The organism is Bacillus sp. JKS001846 (assembly GCF_900176455.1).
GTDB lineage: Bacteria > Bacillota > Bacilli > Bacillales > Bacillaceae_G > Bacillus_A > Bacillus_A cereus.
This window is the reverse complement of sequence record NZ_FWYG01000001.1, coordinates 1,481,605-1,498,043: the sequence shown is the minus strand read 5'-3', so window position 1 is coordinate 1,498,043 and position 16,439 is coordinate 1,481,605. Positions and strand designations below refer to the sequence as shown.

Genomic DNA, 16,439 nt, shown 5'->3' with positions numbered 1-16,439 from the left:
ATAAATACAGCTTTTGAGATTTAATACTTTATTATTGTCTATCATATAGCCTTTAATAACGATAATTATGCCTTCTTTTAAGGCAAATCATCATACATTAAAAAATAATTACTTTAGTTTATAAAAGGTGGGAGAGTTGTAATGAATGTCGATATTTCCGTAGATCGGACATGGCAAAACAATTTTTTAAATAGAATTGACGAAGATGGTCCTTGGACAAACTGGGATTTATATCACTTAGCTTATGAAACAGAAAAATCGTTACTTGTTCCTACTTTTGATGGACTACAAGCACCGAAACATTTATCCCATTTCACACCGCTTCCGCATCAATTAGAAGTCGCTCAAAATGTGATTGAACAAATGAACGGTAAAGCGATTCTAGCAGATGAAGTAGGCCTTGGAAAAACAATCGAAGCTGGACTTATTTTGAAAGAATACATGGTCCGCGGGCTTGTGAAAAAGGTACTTATACTTGTCCCAGCTTCTCTCGTATCACAATGGGCATACGAACTGAATACAAAGTTTTTCATTCCCGCTGTAGCACAAAAGAAAAGCTACTCATGGGAACAAGCTGACGTAATCGTATCATCAATTGATACTGCGAAACGTTCACCACATCGCGATATCGTGTTGAACTTGGAATATGACCTTATTATTATCGATGAAGCACATAAACTGAAAAATAATAAAACAAAAAACTATGAATTTGCACAACGATTAAAAAAGAAGTTTTGTTTATTACTAACCGCTACTCCTGTTCAAAATAAGATTGATGAAATTTTTAACCTTGTTTCTTTATTAAAACCAGGACATTTAGGCAATCAATCCAACTTTGAAGAATATTACGCTTCCAAAAATCGCTCAGCCGAATCAGATGAAGACTTAAAAGCTCTCATTAATAAAGTAATGGTGCGAAATAGACGACATAATACCGGTATCGATTGGCCGAAGAGACATGTACGTACAATTTTTGTTGAGTTTAATGAACAAGAACAAGCTCTATATAATGATATCGAAAATTGGCGAGGACAAGACGCCTTCACATCTGCTTTCTCATCGTTAACTTTAAAACGGGAAGCGTGTAGTAGTCGTGAGGCTGTTTACTATTCATTGAAAAAGCATGTAGAAAAAAGACAGAAAGAAAACGAACATTATATAAAAGATCCACATATCGATGTGCTAATGGACAAAATTAATCATATTCCTTTCAACTCCAAAGCAAATAAAGCTCTTGAGCTTATAAAAGAAATTGACGATAAAGTCGTTATCTTCACAGAATATCGAGCGTCACAAATGTACTTACAATGGTTTTTACAACAACACGGTATTTCTTCCGTTCCATTCCGCGGCGGGTTTAAACGCGGGAAGAAAGATTGGATGAAGGAGCTTTTCCAAAACCACGCACAAGTATTAATTGCAACTGAAGCTGGTGGTGAAGGGATTAACTTACAGTTTTGTAGCCATATGATCAATTATGATTTGCCATGGAATCCAATGCGTCTTGAGCAAAGAATCGGACGTATTCACCGTCTCGGTCAAAAAAATGATGTTCATATTTATAACTTAGCTACAAAGCATACTGTTGAAGAACATATTCTGAAACTGTTATATCAAAAAATCAACTTATTCGAGCGTGTTATTGGTGAACTCGATGAAATTTTAACGAGAATTAATATGAAAAACATCGACGCGCACATTCAAGAAATTTTCGCGCAATCAAAAAGCGAAGGTGAAATTAGAATTAAGATGGAAAACTTAACATCTATTATCGACTTTGCGAAACGAAATGAAGCTGAGGTGCAAGGCTATGCAGCAACATGAAATTCATAATTACTTATACAATTTCTTTGAGGCGAATAACTGTGAAATTTTAGAACGTTCTCCTCATTTATTAGATGTACAGTTAACAATTGAGATGGATAAATTATTAATGAATCGCCCTTTTTATTGGCACTATCTTGAGAAAACAGGAGGCGTACCGAATCCGATGCGCCTTACTCTTATTACAAATCCAGAAAATGAAGAAAATGATGGTGAGCTTATTCACTACGGTTCACCACGTCTACATCAAATTTTCCAAACGACAAAAGAATTAGGCTCATACATACGTTTATATGAGGATGTAAGACATAATGGGGCAACACATACACCGCTCCACCCTTGGCTCGGTATTAATATAAAAGTTTCCTATCAATGTGATCGAAAAAAAGACATCCTTCACTCGATTGGTATTCATCTCATTTCTGGAACAATGATGGCAAACTTTCATGAAACATTAACAAACATTAAACTTACACCAAAAATACCTGATTTTTGTTTTACGCTCTCGCCCATCATTAAACCTCAAAGTGGTTTACAACGCATAGAAGACGCTTTAAAAAATATAATTGCAGAAGATGACCATACGTGGGCAAAAGAAGCAAGAGTGCGTTGGAATCATGATTTAGACCTTTTAAACCGTTTTTATGAAGAAAGTGACGAACTTCCTGAGAGCTATGAAATTGAAAAACAAGCTCTGCAAGAACAGTATGAACCACGTATTACAGTGCAAATTATTAACGGCGGACTCTTTTATGTTACCGCGAATCATTTTCTATCAAAATAAAGCTCCTTCTGCTTTAGAAGGAGCTTTATTTCGAGTTATTCTCTATCCTCATTACGCTCTTGTTGTTTTTGCTTTGCCATGCGTTTTTGATACGCACGATCCTTCGCGCTCACATGATTTGCATCAGTTGGAAGATTTTCTTTTGAACGTCCAATTCCATTGCTCATCTTTCCCACTCCTTTTTACGTTTTTCAGGATACATGTTTATTTTCAGCTAGAGTTACAATCCTTATACAAAAAAATAAGAGCAGCCCTTGGCCACTCTTACTCGCTCACATATTTTTGAAACATATCATGGATGCCTTTATTTACTAGGTTCGAGATCTGCTCGTCAGATTTATTCGGATAACGATCACGCAATCTGATAGATGCCTTCACCATTAAATTTTCTAATACAGAACGGCCACCTTCTCCATAAATAATTTCAGCATATTTAACAAGCCTTCCATCCTCTACTGTTGCTGGATTATGATTGAAGAAAAATTTACTCATTGTCTCCACCTCTCTCTTTTGATAACGTTTACATTTATATAGATTATTTATGTTATTTATTTCACAATATTGTATGCATGTATATTTAATTAGTTTCATTATAAAGCAACATATCGATAGTAAATATGTGATTTTCCGTCCATTTTGTGAACAAATTAAAAATGAAAGCGTTTCCTTTATTATATACTAAAAAAACTTACTACGCTAGGGGCAATTTTTTTCAATCTACTCCCCCTCGAAAATTGATATATTTTTTCTTTTCCCATTAAACCTTATACAATTTTCAGAAATTATATTATAAAATATATGTATGACTTAAGGAGGCTTTGTATGAATCAAAATAAAAAAGCTATATTAGATCTTGTCTTTTATCTCGTAATCCCATTCCTCATTTGGAAATTTGCAAAACCTTATATCGATCCTTATTACGCGATGTTACTTTCCTCTGTTCCGGGGATTATTTATACACTGTATACCTTTAAAAAAGAAAAACAGTTTAACGTGACAGGGTTCTTTATTTTAATTACACTCATTTCTAATACAACGGTAGATTTATTATCTGGGTCAGCTGAACGAATGTTGTGGAATGATGCATATTATCACATCGTACTCGGTATTATCGTCATATGTACAATTTTTATAAAGAAACCACTTATGTTATATTTCGCAGCAGATATTGCCGCACTGCAAGGCCATGACCGTGATAAAAGTCGTGAGCTTTATCGTGATAGTCGTATTTATCCAGCACTGCAATATTTAACGCTATTTTTCGGTCTACAATTCATATTAAAAAGCTTCTTAAAAATTTATTTCATCTCTGTTTTCGGTGTAGATGGCTATGGTGAAATGAGAGCGATTATGACCGCTGTTGGATGGGGCATTTCCATTTGTATCGGAATTGGATTTGTTTGGGTAAATAATAAAATACATGCCGTTACGGAAGAACAAGAATCCGTGCAGTAAATAAAAATCCCCTAGTGTAATACGACACTAGGGGATTTTGGGTTTGCTAAACATATGACTAAAATTTAACTTGATTTTTTTCTTTTACTTTTTACATTTCGGTAAAACAAAGCAGCACTCAGCGGCATAACACCAAACCACTTATTCATAAATGGCTCTTTTTCAGCACGGCGTTGTTCTTTCTTTTGTTTTCGATCTTCTTTTGGAGCATCCATATACGACACAAACTGCTGCGTCACAAAGCGAACATAATCATTAGTAGACATATTATCATCACCTCTACTTGATTAGTATGTCCACTTTTTATACATTAATCTTTTCCTTTAATTCATTCATAATTTGCTTTACAGACTTATTTGTCGTATCGATATGAATATGAGCCTCTTCATAATAAGCTCGGCGTGATTCAAATTTCTTTACGAATGCATCTATATCTTTCTTTTGAAATAGTGGACGTGTCGTATCTTCACGAAGCCTTTCTGCAATTACATGCGGATCACAATATAAATACACGACAGTTCCGTTCTCTTTCATCCACTTGCGATTTTCCGCTCGTTCAATAATTCCCCCACCAGTTGTAATAATAACATTATGGACTGGTAGCGCACGTAACATTTCGCTTTCATATTCCCGAAAAGCCATTTCGCCTTCTTCGGCAAAAATTTTTCGAATTGCCTTCTCTTGCTTCTCTTCGATTTTTTGATCAGTATCTACAACATCCATTTGAAGTTCTTTACTTAACGCTTTTCCAATTGTTGTTTTCCCTGCTCCCATGTAGCCGGTTATGTATATAGATTTCATTTCTTGTCCTCTCAATCGTCATTTATTAATTGTTATTATAACGAAAGATGCTACTTTGTTTAATAAAAAAACGTTTTGTTCTTATACTATGAAGAACAAAACGTAACACTCGCTTTTACTTATAAGTGCCTCTTCTCACCCACTGCGTTGCAATCCATTTCTCGCCTTTCGTTACAGGTGCCCCTCCGTGTAACGTAAGCTCGTTTAATGATTGATCTTGATAAAAATACTCAAAGTATACTGCCATTCCCTTTCTAGGGTGTACAGAAAGATTTAATTTTGGGAAGTACGTTTCTCCGCCTTCTTCTACATCATTTAAATACATTACAAGCGTACTAATACGATTGTTAGCAGCTGATCTACTATGTTCCGCAAAATAATCATAGTGTGCTTTATATTGTTGATCCACTTCATAATTTAAAATGTGCAATCCTTCTCCGTGCGCCACCGGAACATTCATGATAGATGAAATTCGTTTTTCAATCTTTGAAGTAAGTTCATTGTCTTCCAAAAATGCACCGCTACTTGTTCGAATATCATTTACATCACGTGATGAACCAATTTTAGAACGCTCCATTTTATTTTTAGACATTTCAATCAATTCATCACACTCTTCATCACTTAGTACATTTGCTAATACGACAATAAGAGGTTCTTCGAATTTTGAAATAATGTGTATTTCTCTATCTTCTGTCATAATCGTATTTCCTTTATGATCAAAAATAGTTTGTTCCTTATTTTCACCTATTTGATTGTTGTTTGTCATTTCCCTATTCTCCCTAAAAATAATGATTGGATAGCATGAATATATCATATTCTTTCTACCTTTCTCTTTTTTGAGAAAATTTAAACTTTTAATCATTATATTTATCCATTTCTTCTAAAAAATCAATTCAATTTACAATAGGAAATCCTGGTTTATCTATATATATATTTTACATATTATCCTTCTATCCAATCGACTATTTTCCCATCCTTTTTTCTATACCGAAAACTCACCGTATAGAAAGCTTCCTGTTTGAGTGTACACTGCAAAGCAACGAGAATTAAATCATTTTCAAAGACATAATTTCCACTCGCTTCTCCCTTTTCATACTGAAAGAAAAATGTACCTTCTTTTTCTTTTTGCTGTAAGTCTTTTTTTATATCTGTAATAGATCGGTTAAGTAATTCATCCAATAAAAATTTTTGTTCTATTCCTATATAAAAATTTTCATCTGTAAACAACATATTTGTTTCGTATATAAAAAAAGAAGTTAATAAAATAAGAAAGATAATCGTTCCAGGCATTGTAAATCCCTTTTGCTTTCTCATACGTTTATTCCTATTTCGCTATATCGCATAACTACACCTTCATATATTTTCCCACTAGTATCTTTCACATTTATAATGAGTACATGAGGTGTTAGTTTGTAAGAAACCGTTCCAATATTTTGTAAAACAACTTCCCTCCCGCGCCTATTTACCTTTCTTATAAGACGACTATTCTCTTTTTCATACGATACTTCACTCCCATTACGCGATCGGAATTGTAAAATACTTTCTCCATTTTCAAATGCTAGCTGTTCTCCAGATGATACTTCACGAAACTCCAATTGCATTTGCCCTAAATACACATCCCACTCCCAATCATTTAACCCTTTCGACTGTTTATTTTCCATTTCAATGAAATGTAGGCGGGGAAAGAGCAAAAAAAATATTGATAATAGAAACAGACATACAATCATTTCTATTAATGAAAAACCAAATTCTAATTTATTTTTTCTCCTACATAAAAGCATTGTTCCATCATTCTGTCTTTCACATCTTTCCACATGGTACAAACTTCATTGCCTCCCCAATATGTGTAATACACAATTCCATTTATATTCTTTTCTATTATTCGCTTTTCTTCATTTCCATACATATATATAGCTGCTTCTTTTTTTAATAATCCAGTTGCCTTATAACGAATTTGTATATTTTTTCTTTCTTGCATAACTAATACTGTTTGCGGTAGTAGTAACGATACAGCCATCATTAAAACACTTAACGATACAATCATTTCAGCCATTATGGATCCTTTTTGACATTTCACGATACGTAAATCTCCCTCTTCCAAGCTGAAATACAATTTCATATTTATAATTTCTATACGAAATTATAATCGTACCACCTCTATTAATATTTCCACTTGGGTTATATGTCATCGGATTTGGAAACGTATGCAAATCAATTTGTATATCTTCTTCATACTCTCGCTTGACGATATAATACTTTGTACCTGACTCTTTTATAGCATACATATTTCTATCTTTATGCCAACGTAATGTGTAGTGCTTTTGATGGTTTATCGCTAATTGCTGCATATACAAAATATCATTTGAAAACTGTCTCAAAAATTGTTCAACTTTTTGTCGCTCGTATAAGGAATGAACACTAAAATACGTAACTATACTTAATACAGAAATAACAAATAAAACGAGTAACATTTCTAAAAAAGTAAACCCTTGTTGTTTCACAATGCCCTAATTGATACTGTGCCATCATCTGATATATGAATAGATTCGCCATTCGGACACTTATCAGTTGTAATATACTTTTCATCTGCCAGTTCTTTTAACGATGGAATTTTATTATGTTGTAATTGATATACTTGTATTTGCGCTTCTATAGATTTCACGTAAGCTGCACACCCTTTTCCTTGGACCGATGAACGCTGTGTAACTACATTTGGAATAATTAATAGTAATAATATAGTTATGACAACCATTACTAATAGCATCTCTAACAGAGTAAATCCTTCCTCATTCTGCATACAAATGCCCCCTAAATAGAATTCATCATTTGAAACATCGGCATAATCATCGCTAAATACATAAGGACAACGATTCCTCCAATGCATGTAAATAAAATAGGCTGAATGATAACTAACATATGTTTAATTTTTCGTTCTATCTTTTCCATAATAAGATCGCTATAGTCACCTAATTCAATCCCTAAATTGCCGTTTGCTTGTCCATGCGTAATAACATAAGAAAGTTCTTTCTCGTAATACCCACTTTTAGCAATGATAGATTGTAACTGTTCTCCTCCAATTAATTGTCTTTCAATCCGATTCGCTTCATATTGAAAGAACGGATGATATCTTTGCTCCATCATTATTGTTAAAGCTTCGCATACTGATAGTCCACCATTTAATAAACCACTCAACTGAGTAGCAAAATAATGTGAATGCTTTAAAATAAGAAATGTTTTGATGAGAGGAATACGAAGCATGATTTTTACCTGTCTAATATGTGGAAGTTTCCTAAAATACAACATGTATAAACTACATCCAATAATAACAGTTAAAATAGCGGTTAAAATAATGTATGGTAGCAGTTTTATTGCACTTAAAATGTGTTCTGTAAGTAGTGGTGTATTAGAACCGAACGAACTATAAACCATTTCAACCTGAGGTAATAAAATGAGGTTAAAAATAAAAAGCATGATTAGTAGAAAAAACATCAAGAACATAGGATACTGCATTATTTTCATCATGTCTCTCCTATACTTATCTTTCTTATAAAGAAGTACACTTCCTTGTTGCAAAGCAAAAGAAATATCACCATGTTGCTCGGCATAAAATAGATAACTTAACATGTCCTGATGAAACTTTAACTGATGAAAAGAATCGTGTAGACTTTTCCCATCTTTTAACCCCTCAATCATGCGCTGCAATTGTACTTTCTTTTCTACAGGTAATTGAAACTGTAAAAATTCTAATGCTTGTAAAAGAGAGTAGCCTTTTTCTAATAATTCTCCTAAACGTTTCAACAATACTACTTGATCACTTAAACTCCAAGTTTTCTTAAACATAAACATCTTCTTCTAAAAAACCTAAAGCATATCCTTTTCGTATTGACGATTCTAAAGTCTCATGTTTGTAAGTAACACATTCTCCATCTGCTTCTTTAAGTGCTTGTTTTAACTCATGTCCATATAGTAGCTCATAAATGCTTGCTTGCCTTACTTGCCTCATTGATTTACATAAAGTTGAGCACTTTCCTCTGCAAAACGGACACTTCAATTCGACAAGTCGCTGTGCAGCTACAGCCAATAAAGACTGTTCAATCTCTTGCCTCGTTATACCATAATCCATGAAACGAATGATTGCTCCTTTCGCATCATTCGTATGCAGCGTTGTCATTACTAAATGTCCTGTCAAACTTGCTCTTATAGCTATTTTTGCTGTTTCCTCATCCCGGATTTCACCGACTAAAATAATATCTGGATCATGACGTAAAATAGCCTTTAATCCTGTTTCATATGTGAGACCCGCTTTTTCATTTATTTGAATTTGTAATACATCGTCACTTCTTTTTTCAACCGGATCTTCAAGTGTAATGATGCGACGTGTTTTCTTTTTTCTAATTACTTCTAATAATGCATACATTGTCGTCGTCTTCCCAGATCCAGTCGGTCCAGTAAACACGAGTAGCCCCTGTGAATAGCGTAAAAACGAGAGTAGTTTTGCTGCCGTACTTGGAAATAACGAAAGATGTGATAAGGGCTGAACAGATGCTTGTAAATGAAGGCGAATAACGAGACTTTCTTGATATACTGTTGGAAGTGTTGAAAGGCGTAAATACACTTCTTGTCCATCAATTTGCAAATACAGCGAACCATTCTGTGGCTTCCGTTTCTCTCCTATGTCCATAGATGCTAAAAATTTGAAATGTGAGACAAGTTTTTCTCCAAACTCCTTTTCAATACACTGGCTCGTCATTAAATCTTTTCCTATACGTAGTTGCACCGCTACATCCTTCTGCCGGGGCACAATATGTAAATCTGACGCTTGTACCCTACACGCTTCTTTTAAAATTGTATTCGCGAAAATTTCAATCCCATTCATCACTTTTCCCTCCTCACTATGTATATAGCATGAAAACATTCGCAATAAAAATTTGGACTTTTGTATTTTCAATAGAGGAAAAAGGAAAAATATGTTTGTGAAATTATGAACAATTTCCGAATTATTGTCTGAAATTACCTATACTCATGTTTATCTGTATTATAATGTTATTATCTTGGATAAAGTGATAAAGGTGGAGATCCTCATGGAACAAGCTTTAAAAATTACAGGTGTATTATCTGACCCAACTCGTTATTACATTTATAAATATATTTCGCAAAAACATAGTTACGTAACGGTACAAGAAATTGCAGATGAGTTTGACATTCATCCAAACGTAGCGCGTTTACATTTATCTAAATTAGAAGATGTTCATATGCTAAAATCGGAAACGAAGAAAACTGGAAAAGGCGGACGACCGAGCAGATTGTATGTCTTATCTGAAGATGTTATCCAATTACAATTTCCATTCCGTGATTATCAATTGTTAGCAAGAATCGCATTTAATTCTTTACTTAGCCTTGGCGCTGCTGGTGAGAAAGCTCTATACGAAACAGGAAAACAATTCGGAGCTGAATTAATGCAACAACATATGCAACGTTTAAATGTGAGTGAAGATGCTTTAACAGTGGAACAAAAAGTTCAAATTGCAAAAGAAGCTTTCTCAACAGCTGGCTTATCACCTGCATTTGAATTAAGTGCAGATGGAACAAAAATTTTCTATGATGTACACAATTGTCCATTTAAAGAAGTTGCTGTTCATCATCCAACTGAAATTTGTAACATGCACGGAGATATGATGAAAGGAATTTTTGAAATCCTATTCCCTAACATGGAATTAACTCGACATGATAGTCTATTAGATGGATGTAAATCTTGTAATTATAAACTAACAATTTAATTTCTCATATAAAAAGAAGCCAATAATAATTGGCTTCTTTTTATATGAACGAATATTTACAATAGTAAGAAAAATAAACTATAATGAAAAGAGGTTTTATTTTTTCTAGAAAAGGAGGGAAATGGCATGGATCGCATGTTTCGCGTTCTCGGCTTTTGGACTGGAATTTTCTCGGTTATGTTTTACGTAGGAGATATGCAACAGACTGCACTACTATTTTTAGGACAAACAGGTTTCTTCGTACTCTTAAGCTATTTAAAATTGACAGAGCGTATGTATATATACGTATTCGGGGCATATTTAACTGTTTTCTTCATAGGATTTACATACTACACGACATTTTTACTTGTCCCTGGGGCTGGACATTAAAAGATGGCATTTTGCCATCTTTTTTTTAATCCCGGAATTTCCTAGTTGACTTATAGGTTTTATTGCCTTATATTCTATATAACAGATTGGAATTAGGGGGAATCAACATGAATACACTGCTTGTCGGAATTAACGTTGCAGTCATGCTCATTTTAGTTGGCGTATTATATTATATGCAACGTAAGCATGTATCTTTTAATAAACGTGTATTTACTGCTTTAGGAGTCGGAATTATATTCGGTCTTATATTACAATTTATTTATGAACCAACTTCTAAAATAATTATTGAATCAAATACTTGGTTTGGCTTAATCGGTAACGGTTATGTGAAATTACTTCAAATGATCGTTATGCCACTTATTTTAGTATCTATTATTTCAGCCTTTACAAAATTACAGTTAACGAAAAACCTTGGTAAAATCAGTGGTCTTATTATCGGAATTTTAATTCTTACTACAGGAATCGCTGCAGCTGTCGGTATCGCTGCAAGTGCAGGATTTGATGTATCTGCAGCAGGCTTGCAACAAGGTGATGCAGAATCTGCTCGTCTGAAACTAGTTGAAGAAAGATTTACTTCTATTGAAAAGACAACAATTCCAGATAAATTATTAGAGCTATTGCCTACAAATCCGTTTCTTGATTTAACAGGCGCTCGTCCAACATCAACAATTTCTGTCGTAATATTTGCAGCCTTTATCGGCATTGCCTTTATAGGTGTAAAACGAAAATATCCAGAACAAGCAGAACTATTTAAGAAAATGCTTGATGCTGTATATGCAATCGTAATGCGTATGGTAACATTAATTTTACGCCTTACTCCATACGGCGTATTAGCTCTTATGGCAAAAACAGTTGCTGGTAGCGATATAAATGCTATTTTAAAACTTGGTAACTTCGTGTTAGCCTCTTACGTAGCACTTATCGTAATGTTTATCATTCACTTATTATTAATTGCATTGTCTGGTTTAAATCCAATTCAATATTTGAAAAAAGTGTTCCCTGTACTAACTTTTGCATTCACATCTCGCTCTAGTGCTGGTGCGATGCCATTAAATATTGAAGCTCAAAAAGAAAAGCTTGGTATTTCCGAAGGAATTGCAAACTTCGCAGCTTCATTTGGGGTATCTATCGGACAAAACGGTTGCGCAGGTATTTATCCAGCAATGCTTGCAATGATGGTCGCTCCAACTGTAGGAATTGATCCATTACAACCACAATTTATTTTAACTTTAATCGCTGTTGTTGCTATTAGCTCATTCGGTGTTGCCGGAGTTGGTGGCGGCGCAACATTCGCAGCTTTAATCGTACTATCTACAATGAACTTACCAATCGGTATTGTTGCTCTAGTTATCTCGGTTGAGCCATTAATCGATATGGGGCGTACAGCTCTTAACGTAAGTGGTTCTATGACAGCAGGTCTTATTTCAAGTAAATGGCTTGGTGAATTAGATCAAGATACGTACAATCAAGATGATACAAAAACTGGTGAAATTGCTTCATAATGAAAAAAAGACGCTAACATACAATTGTTAGCGTCTTTTTTATTCCGTTCCCTCTTTATAGATTTTATCTTGAGAATTCTTACTCCAAGTATTCTTCTAGTTGCTCTTTTAACTCCTCCTCAATCTCATAACAAGATTCATCAACAAGTTCCCCTACTTTCTTACTCCCAAAAATGTTTGATTGAATTGACATTCCTAAAAAGATTCTTTCGCATTTCCAAATTGGAATATAGTGAAATTCAATCATCTCTTTTTCCTCATCTAATATAGCTATGGCAACTGATGAATAATAACCCACCTCAAAGGGATTCTCTTTTTCTCTTGCAAATCCCATATCTAATTCCATGTGTTTTTCTATGTATAAATGCGCATACTCTTTATGCAGTTTAAGTGATATTCGCTCTATTTCCTTCTCCATACATTGAATGTTCTCTTTTAACTCCAACGTAAACTCCTGTTCTTTATATTTCATTTTCGCCTCCTGAAACATAGAAAAAGAGAATATGATAACATATCCTCTTTCCTCAAATATATTTCATTATCTCACAGCCCGTCCTTTTCACAAATAACCATTTTGTTCGCACCATTTATGAAATTGTCCTACGTCTACTCCAACTAACACGATATCCTTTAGCTCTACATCAATGATTTGTTCTCCAATTACAATAGCAAACTGCGATGCTAATTTTGTCTCGTTTTTCTTTACAATTCCAATTCGGTTCCGATGCGGTCCATCTTTTATATATGCTTTTTGTCCTACAATATCAAAGTTCAAAATTCTCACCTCTTTTACTGCGCTCAAATTGGAAATACGATCTCCACCTCGGAAAATTTCCTTTCATTGCACTATTTCTCTATATATATGACGAAACAATAAAAGAGTCCTTCCTTCTTTACAATTATTTTTTCTTTGTTTCATTTTTGTGATTGAAACGTAAAGTTTATAATAAAATACACTTGGAAGCGCTTTCTATGTAATTTTTTATGTTATAATATATAAGTAGAACTTCGTAAAGAGGGTTAAAAAATGAATACAAAAATGATTAAAAAAGTAATTGAAGCATTAAAAGTATATGGCTTTCAGGATGTATCATTCTGTGACAAAACGAAGCAATTTTTATTTCATAACGAAACCGATATTATGAGCGGCTATGCAGAAATAACATATAGTAGTCAATTTGAAAAATTCAACGTACAAATTCATCCAATTGAAACGCATCACCAAGCAGAGTTACAAGAGATTGAAAGACATATACAAGCTTGTATAAGAAAAGTGGAATATTTAAACGCACTTCTTACCGGGCAGACAAAACTAGATGATAAAATTATTATTATGTAAAAAAAGAACGTGATCCAATCACGTTCTTTTTTCATTATACGTTCATCTTTTCCTTTAGTTGTAATCCTGTAACAGATTCTAATACATCCATCGATTCTCCAAATGTCATATCAAAAATTGTCTTGTCCTCTATGTATGGAAACTGTCTGAAACGCTTTTCTAACACCTTCACAGCATCTGATGTAAAGTTTGCACTATCAATGCCAAATTCTGTTTCAAGAAGAACGATCCAATCTAGCACATGAAAACCTAATCCATTGACGAATGAAATAAGTTTTTCTTCTGGGTTTGAAGATAAGAATACTTGGCGTTCTATCTCACTAAAAAGTTCTTCTCCTAAGATTTCAGCTAACTCATCATCATGTTCACGTTCAACAAGTTCTTCGTAGCCGTAATCATCCACAAGCTCTTCTACTTCTTCACTATCCTGACAAAGCAATTGACTAAGAAGTGCCTCTTTCTTAAATTCACTATTTTGTACGACTTCTAAAAAGCTCGTTTCCCATCCATTTTCTAATTTCATATTATGTACTCCTTTATATACGTTTCTTATCATCACTGTACCCAAAAGATCACTTTTATAACCTTTTAGGTAGTTACTATTATTTCACATGATTCATAACAAAAGATGCAAACTCAGCTACATCTCCTTCAAAAATATTTATTTCTGGCAAGTGATAGAACGTTGTTTGGAGCGGGTTTCCTGCATGATATACATATATCGTTTTCTCTAGTGCAATCGCCATTCCAAACTCTGTATGGCTCCCGTTTCCACCATCTAATATAAGTAAAAATACATCCGCTTCTTTTACAGCATTTCGTTCTGCCTGACCAATTTCTCTTAATTGTTCTTCATTCGCTGCTCTTTCATTTTTGGTCCAATCATATGTATGGTGCCATCCTGCATGTTTCAGTTCATTTGCTACGGAATGTACAAGATGTTTATTTTGGAAACCTGAGGCGATATAAAAATTCATTTATATACACTCCTTCATTGTGTATGGGGAAACTCCTTTTTAGCGTTATTTGTTATAGCTATAATAAAGAACAACTTCAAAAAAAATCCCCATCTTTAAAACTTATTTGCGTTTAAATGATGGGATGCTTCATGGTCTTCTTTTATTTTTTGTTTTTTATAACTTTCATCAGCTAACATTTCTAGTTCAGCTGTTATCTCTGACTTTTCAAGCTCTCTTTCTTGCGAAAATTTCCTTGAAATATAAACAATAACACTACCAACGTACAACACAAAGCATATAATAAGTGCAGTATTTTCATAGAGACTTAGCTCCAACACAGTCACTCCTAATCCATTCGTATTTTCACGCCTCATTAATTGGAATTTCCCTATTAACCCATTTGTTATCCCGCTATTTGAGGGCAGTAAGACTCCCTCCTCAAAATTCAGTAACAGTAAAGAAGTTAGATGTGGGATGAACCCAACTGATTAAAGTTTCACTTTATTGTAACATAAAAATATCAATTCTTGGAATCTTTCACCCTACTAAAAGAGGCATGATTGTTTCATCATGCCTCTGAAATATTTTGAATGATTGTTTTAATTGCTTCTTTTCCATTATATTTTTTTAGTGCTGTTTTATACTTCTCATTATTTTGATTCAATTCTTCGACATACTTTATAAGAGATTTTACAGTTACATCTTCTTCATATAACACGGAGGCATACCCTTGCCTTTCAAAGGACTCTGCATTTAATATTTGATCTCCACGGCTTGCAAATTTCGATAATGGAATTAAAACCATCGGCTTTTGTAATGTTAAAAATTCAAAAATTGCGTTGGAGCCCGCGCGTGAAATAACAAAATCTGTTACCGCTAATATGTCTGGCAGTTCTCCATGTACATATTCAAATTGTCTATATCCTTCTTTATTTTGTAAACTTTCGTCAAGGTTACCTTTTCCGCAAAGGTGAACAATTTGATATTTTTTAAGAAGTTCTGGTAATGCTTCTCGAGCCGTATCATTAATTTTTTTCGCGCCCAAGCTGCCTCCCATAATCGTAATAACTGGCTTTTTACGTGAAAAACCTAAAAACGCTAAACCTTTTTCACGATTTCCCTTCAGCACTTCTTCACGTACAGGAGATCCCGTATATATTACTTTTTCTTTCGGTAAATGTTTCGCTGCTTCTTCAAATGTAACAAATATTTTCGAAGCAAAACGAAGCGCAATTTTATTTGCTAGTCCTGGTGTCATATCAGATTCATGTAATAAAACTGGTACTCTATTTAGCCATCCTCCAATTACGACTGGTACAGATACGAAACCGCCTTTTGAAAAAATCACATCTGGTTTTAGTCTTCGAATCCTTACATACGCATCCATAACACCCTTCATTACAAGAAAAGGATCTTTTATATTTTTCAAATCAAAATAACGACGTAGCTTTCCACTCGAAATACTATAGTAGGGAATGCCTTCCTTTTCTATAATCGTTTTCTCAATACCTTGATGAGAACCAATATAAGAGATATCCCAGTTGTCTTCCTGTAAATATGGGATAATGGCTAAATTAGGTGTTACATGTCCTGCCGAACCGCCACCTGTAAAGACTATTTTCTTCATAC

26 protein-coding genes are annotated in these 16,439 nt (G+C 34.0%); 8 read left to right on the top strand and 18 right to left on the bottom strand.

The genetic code is table 11. The features are described from left to right. The first annotated feature begins 141 nt into the window (after nt 1–141). Both B9A45_RS08185 and B9A45_RS08180 read left to right on the top strand, forming a co-directional pair. Nucleotides 142–1,824 (top strand): DEAD/DEAH box helicase, encoded by a 1,683-nt coding sequence (locus B9A45_RS08185; RefSeq protein WP_084063975.1) that lies wholly within the window; start codon nt 142–144, stop codon nt 1,822–1,824. Next, a complete protein-coding gene (locus B9A45_RS08180; protein ID WP_001183964.1) occupies nt 1,811–2,608 on the top strand; it encodes a YqhG family protein in 798 nt (265 codons plus the stop codon). The genes B9A45_RS08185 and B9A45_RS08180 overlap by 14 nt, the downstream gene beginning before the upstream one ends. Nucleotides 2,609–2,643: 35 nt before the next feature. Here B9A45_RS08180 and B9A45_RS32595 read toward each other — a convergent pair whose 3' ends face one another. Both B9A45_RS32595 and B9A45_RS08170 read right to left on the bottom strand, forming a co-directional pair. Beyond that, the gene (locus tag B9A45_RS32595) at nt 2,644–2,775 is read right to left on the bottom strand and encodes a hypothetical protein (protein ID WP_000064668.1); all 132 of its coding nucleotides are present in this window, start codon (nt 2,773–2,775) and stop codon (nt 2,644–2,646) included. Between the two features lie 97 nt (nt 2,776–2,872). Further along, on the bottom strand, nt 2,873–3,100 hold the full coding sequence (locus B9A45_RS08170) for a hypothetical protein (RefSeq protein ID WP_000032702.1): 228 nt from the start codon (nt 3,098–3,100) through the stop codon (nt 2,873–2,875). Nucleotides 3,101–3,173: 73 nt separating this feature from the next. On the opposite strand from B9A45_RS08170, the gene B9A45_RS08165 reads away from it, so the two are divergent. Together B9A45_RS08165 and B9A45_RS08160 are read left to right on the top strand one after the other, a co-directional pair. Beyond that, the gene (locus tag B9A45_RS08165; RefSeq protein WP_001987222.1) at nt 3,174–3,290 is read left to right on the top strand and encodes a hypothetical protein; all 117 of its coding nucleotides are present in this window, start codon (nt 3,174–3,176) and stop codon (nt 3,288–3,290) included. A gap of 140 nt (nt 3,291–3,430) precedes the next feature. Further along, complete coding sequence (locus tag B9A45_RS08160; RefSeq protein ID WP_001073111.1) at nt 3,431–4,063, top strand: VC0807 family protein; 633 nt, start codon at nt 3,431–3,433, stop codon at nt 4,061–4,063. A gap of 65 nt (nt 4,064–4,128) precedes the next feature. Here B9A45_RS08160 and B9A45_RS08155 read toward each other — a convergent pair whose 3' ends face one another. The 10 genes from B9A45_RS08155 to comGA form a co-directional block, all read right to left on the bottom strand. Continuing rightward, nucleotides 4,129–4,329 (bottom strand): YqzE family protein, encoded by a 201-nt coding sequence (locus B9A45_RS08155; protein ID WP_000106083.1) that lies wholly within the window; start codon nt 4,327–4,329, stop codon nt 4,129–4,131. 37 nt (nt 4,330–4,366) lie between these two features. Next, a complete protein-coding gene (locus B9A45_RS08150; protein WP_000836650.1) occupies nt 4,367–4,864 on the bottom strand; it encodes a shikimate kinase in 498 nt (165 codons plus the stop codon). Between the two features lie 115 nt (nt 4,865–4,979). Next, nucleotides 4,980–5,630, bottom strand: coding sequence for a 2OG-Fe(II) oxygenase (locus B9A45_RS08145; RefSeq protein ID WP_000183860.1), 651 nt, complete (start codon nt 5,628–5,630; stop codon nt 4,980–4,982). A gap of 176 nt (nt 5,631–5,806) precedes the next feature. Beyond that, nucleotides 5,807–6,178, bottom strand: a complete 372-nt coding sequence (gene comGG / locus B9A45_RS08140) for a competence type IV pilus minor pilin ComGG (protein WP_001231271.1) — start codon at nt 6,176–6,178, stop codon at nt 5,807–5,809. Further along, the gene (gene comGF / locus B9A45_RS08135; RefSeq protein ID WP_000923099.1) at nt 6,175–6,645 is read right to left on the bottom strand and encodes a competence type IV pilus minor pilin ComGF; all 471 of its coding nucleotides are present in this window, start codon (nt 6,643–6,645) and stop codon (nt 6,175–6,177) included. The genes comGG and comGF overlap by 4 nt, the downstream gene beginning before the upstream one ends. Beyond that, nucleotides 6,615–6,917 carry a hypothetical protein gene (locus tag B9A45_RS08130; protein ID WP_000829473.1) on the bottom strand — a complete coding sequence of 101 codons (303 nt, stop codon included), beginning with the start codon at nt 6,915–6,917 and terminating at the stop codon, nt 6,615–6,617. The genes comGF and B9A45_RS08130 overlap by 31 nt, the downstream gene beginning before the upstream one ends. Then, nucleotides 6,910–7,365, bottom strand: coding sequence for a competence type IV pilus minor pilin ComGD (gene comGD / locus B9A45_RS08125; protein ID WP_000813142.1), 456 nt, complete (start codon nt 7,363–7,365; stop codon nt 6,910–6,912). The genes B9A45_RS08130 and comGD overlap by 8 nt, the downstream gene beginning before the upstream one ends. Beyond that, complete coding sequence (gene comGC / locus B9A45_RS08120; RefSeq protein ID WP_001178686.1) at nt 7,362–7,661, bottom strand: competence type IV pilus major pilin ComGC; 300 nt, start codon at nt 7,659–7,661, stop codon at nt 7,362–7,364. The genes comGD and comGC overlap by 4 nt, the downstream gene beginning before the upstream one ends. Before the next feature lie 11 nt (nt 7,662–7,672). Further along, a complete protein-coding gene (gene comGB, locus B9A45_RS08115; RefSeq protein ID WP_002101326.1) occupies nt 7,673–8,710 on the bottom strand; it encodes a competence type IV pilus assembly protein ComGB in 1,038 nt (345 codons plus the stop codon). After that, complete coding sequence (gene comGA, locus B9A45_RS08110; RefSeq protein ID WP_001013185.1) at nt 8,697–9,740, bottom strand: competence type IV pilus ATPase ComGA; 1,044 nt, start codon at nt 9,738–9,740, stop codon at nt 8,697–8,699. Before comGA ends, comGB begins: the two co-directional genes overlap by 14 nt. Nucleotides 9,741–9,945: 205 nt before the next feature. Between comGA and B9A45_RS08105 the strand changes: the two genes are divergently transcribed. The 3 genes from B9A45_RS08105 to B9A45_RS08095 all read left to right on the top strand — a co-directional run bounded on the left by B9A45_RS08105 (nt 9,946) and on the right by B9A45_RS08095 (nt 12,512). After that, entirely contained in the window at nt 9,946–10,641 is a 696-nt protein-coding gene (locus B9A45_RS08105; RefSeq protein ID WP_000434124.1) for a helix-turn-helix transcriptional regulator, read from the top strand. Between the two features lie 126 nt (nt 10,642–10,767). After that, on the top strand, nt 10,768–11,010 hold the full coding sequence (locus B9A45_RS08100) for a DUF2626 domain-containing protein (protein ID WP_016111662.1): 243 nt from the start codon (nt 10,768–10,770) through the stop codon (nt 11,008–11,010). 107 nt (nt 11,011–11,117) lie between these two features. Then, entirely contained in the window at nt 11,118–12,512 is a 1,395-nt protein-coding gene (locus tag B9A45_RS08095; protein ID WP_001094331.1) for an L-cystine transporter, read from the top strand. 79 nt (nt 12,513–12,591) lie between these two features. On the opposite strand, the gene B9A45_RS08090 is transcribed toward B9A45_RS08095, so the two are convergent. After that, a complete protein-coding gene (locus B9A45_RS08090) occupies nt 12,592–12,984 on the bottom strand; it encodes a hypothetical protein (RefSeq protein WP_000875390.1) in 393 nt (130 codons plus the stop codon). 87 nt (nt 12,985–13,071) lie between these two features. Beyond that, nucleotides 13,072–13,287, bottom strand: coding sequence for a DUF3912 family protein (locus B9A45_RS08085; protein ID WP_001008326.1), 216 nt, complete (start codon nt 13,285–13,287; stop codon nt 13,072–13,074). Between the two features lie 252 nt (nt 13,288–13,539). Here B9A45_RS08085 and B9A45_RS08080 point away from each other — a divergent pair, with 252 nt between their 5' ends. Continuing rightward, complete coding sequence (locus tag B9A45_RS08080; protein ID WP_001093237.1) at nt 13,540–13,851, top strand: hypothetical protein; 312 nt, start codon at nt 13,540–13,542, stop codon at nt 13,849–13,851. A gap of 34 nt (nt 13,852–13,885) precedes the next feature. Here B9A45_RS08080 and B9A45_RS08075 read toward each other — a convergent pair whose 3' ends face one another. From B9A45_RS08075 to murG, 4 genes are all read right to left on the bottom strand, one after another. Continuing rightward, the gene (locus B9A45_RS08075; protein WP_000764261.1) at nt 13,886–14,374 is read right to left on the bottom strand and encodes a hypothetical protein; all 489 of its coding nucleotides are present in this window, start codon (nt 14,372–14,374) and stop codon (nt 13,886–13,888) included. 79 nt (nt 14,375–14,453) lie between these two features. Next, a complete protein-coding gene (locus tag B9A45_RS08070; RefSeq protein ID WP_001012333.1) occupies nt 14,454–14,828 on the bottom strand; it encodes a nucleoside 2-deoxyribosyltransferase in 375 nt (124 codons plus the stop codon). A gap of 95 nt (nt 14,829–14,923) precedes the next feature. Next, nucleotides 14,924–15,184, bottom strand: a complete 261-nt coding sequence (locus B9A45_RS08065) for a DUF3966 domain-containing protein (protein WP_001250699.1) — start codon at nt 15,182–15,184, stop codon at nt 14,924–14,926. A 194-nt stretch (nt 15,185–15,378) separates the two neighbouring features. Continuing rightward, nucleotides 15,379–16,437 (bottom strand): undecaprenyldiphospho-muramoylpentapeptide beta-N-acetylglucosaminyltransferase, encoded by a 1,059-nt coding sequence (gene murG, locus B9A45_RS08060; RefSeq protein ID WP_000724782.1) that lies wholly within the window; start codon nt 16,435–16,437, stop codon nt 15,379–15,381. Nucleotides 16,438–16,439 lie beyond the last annotated feature (2 nt).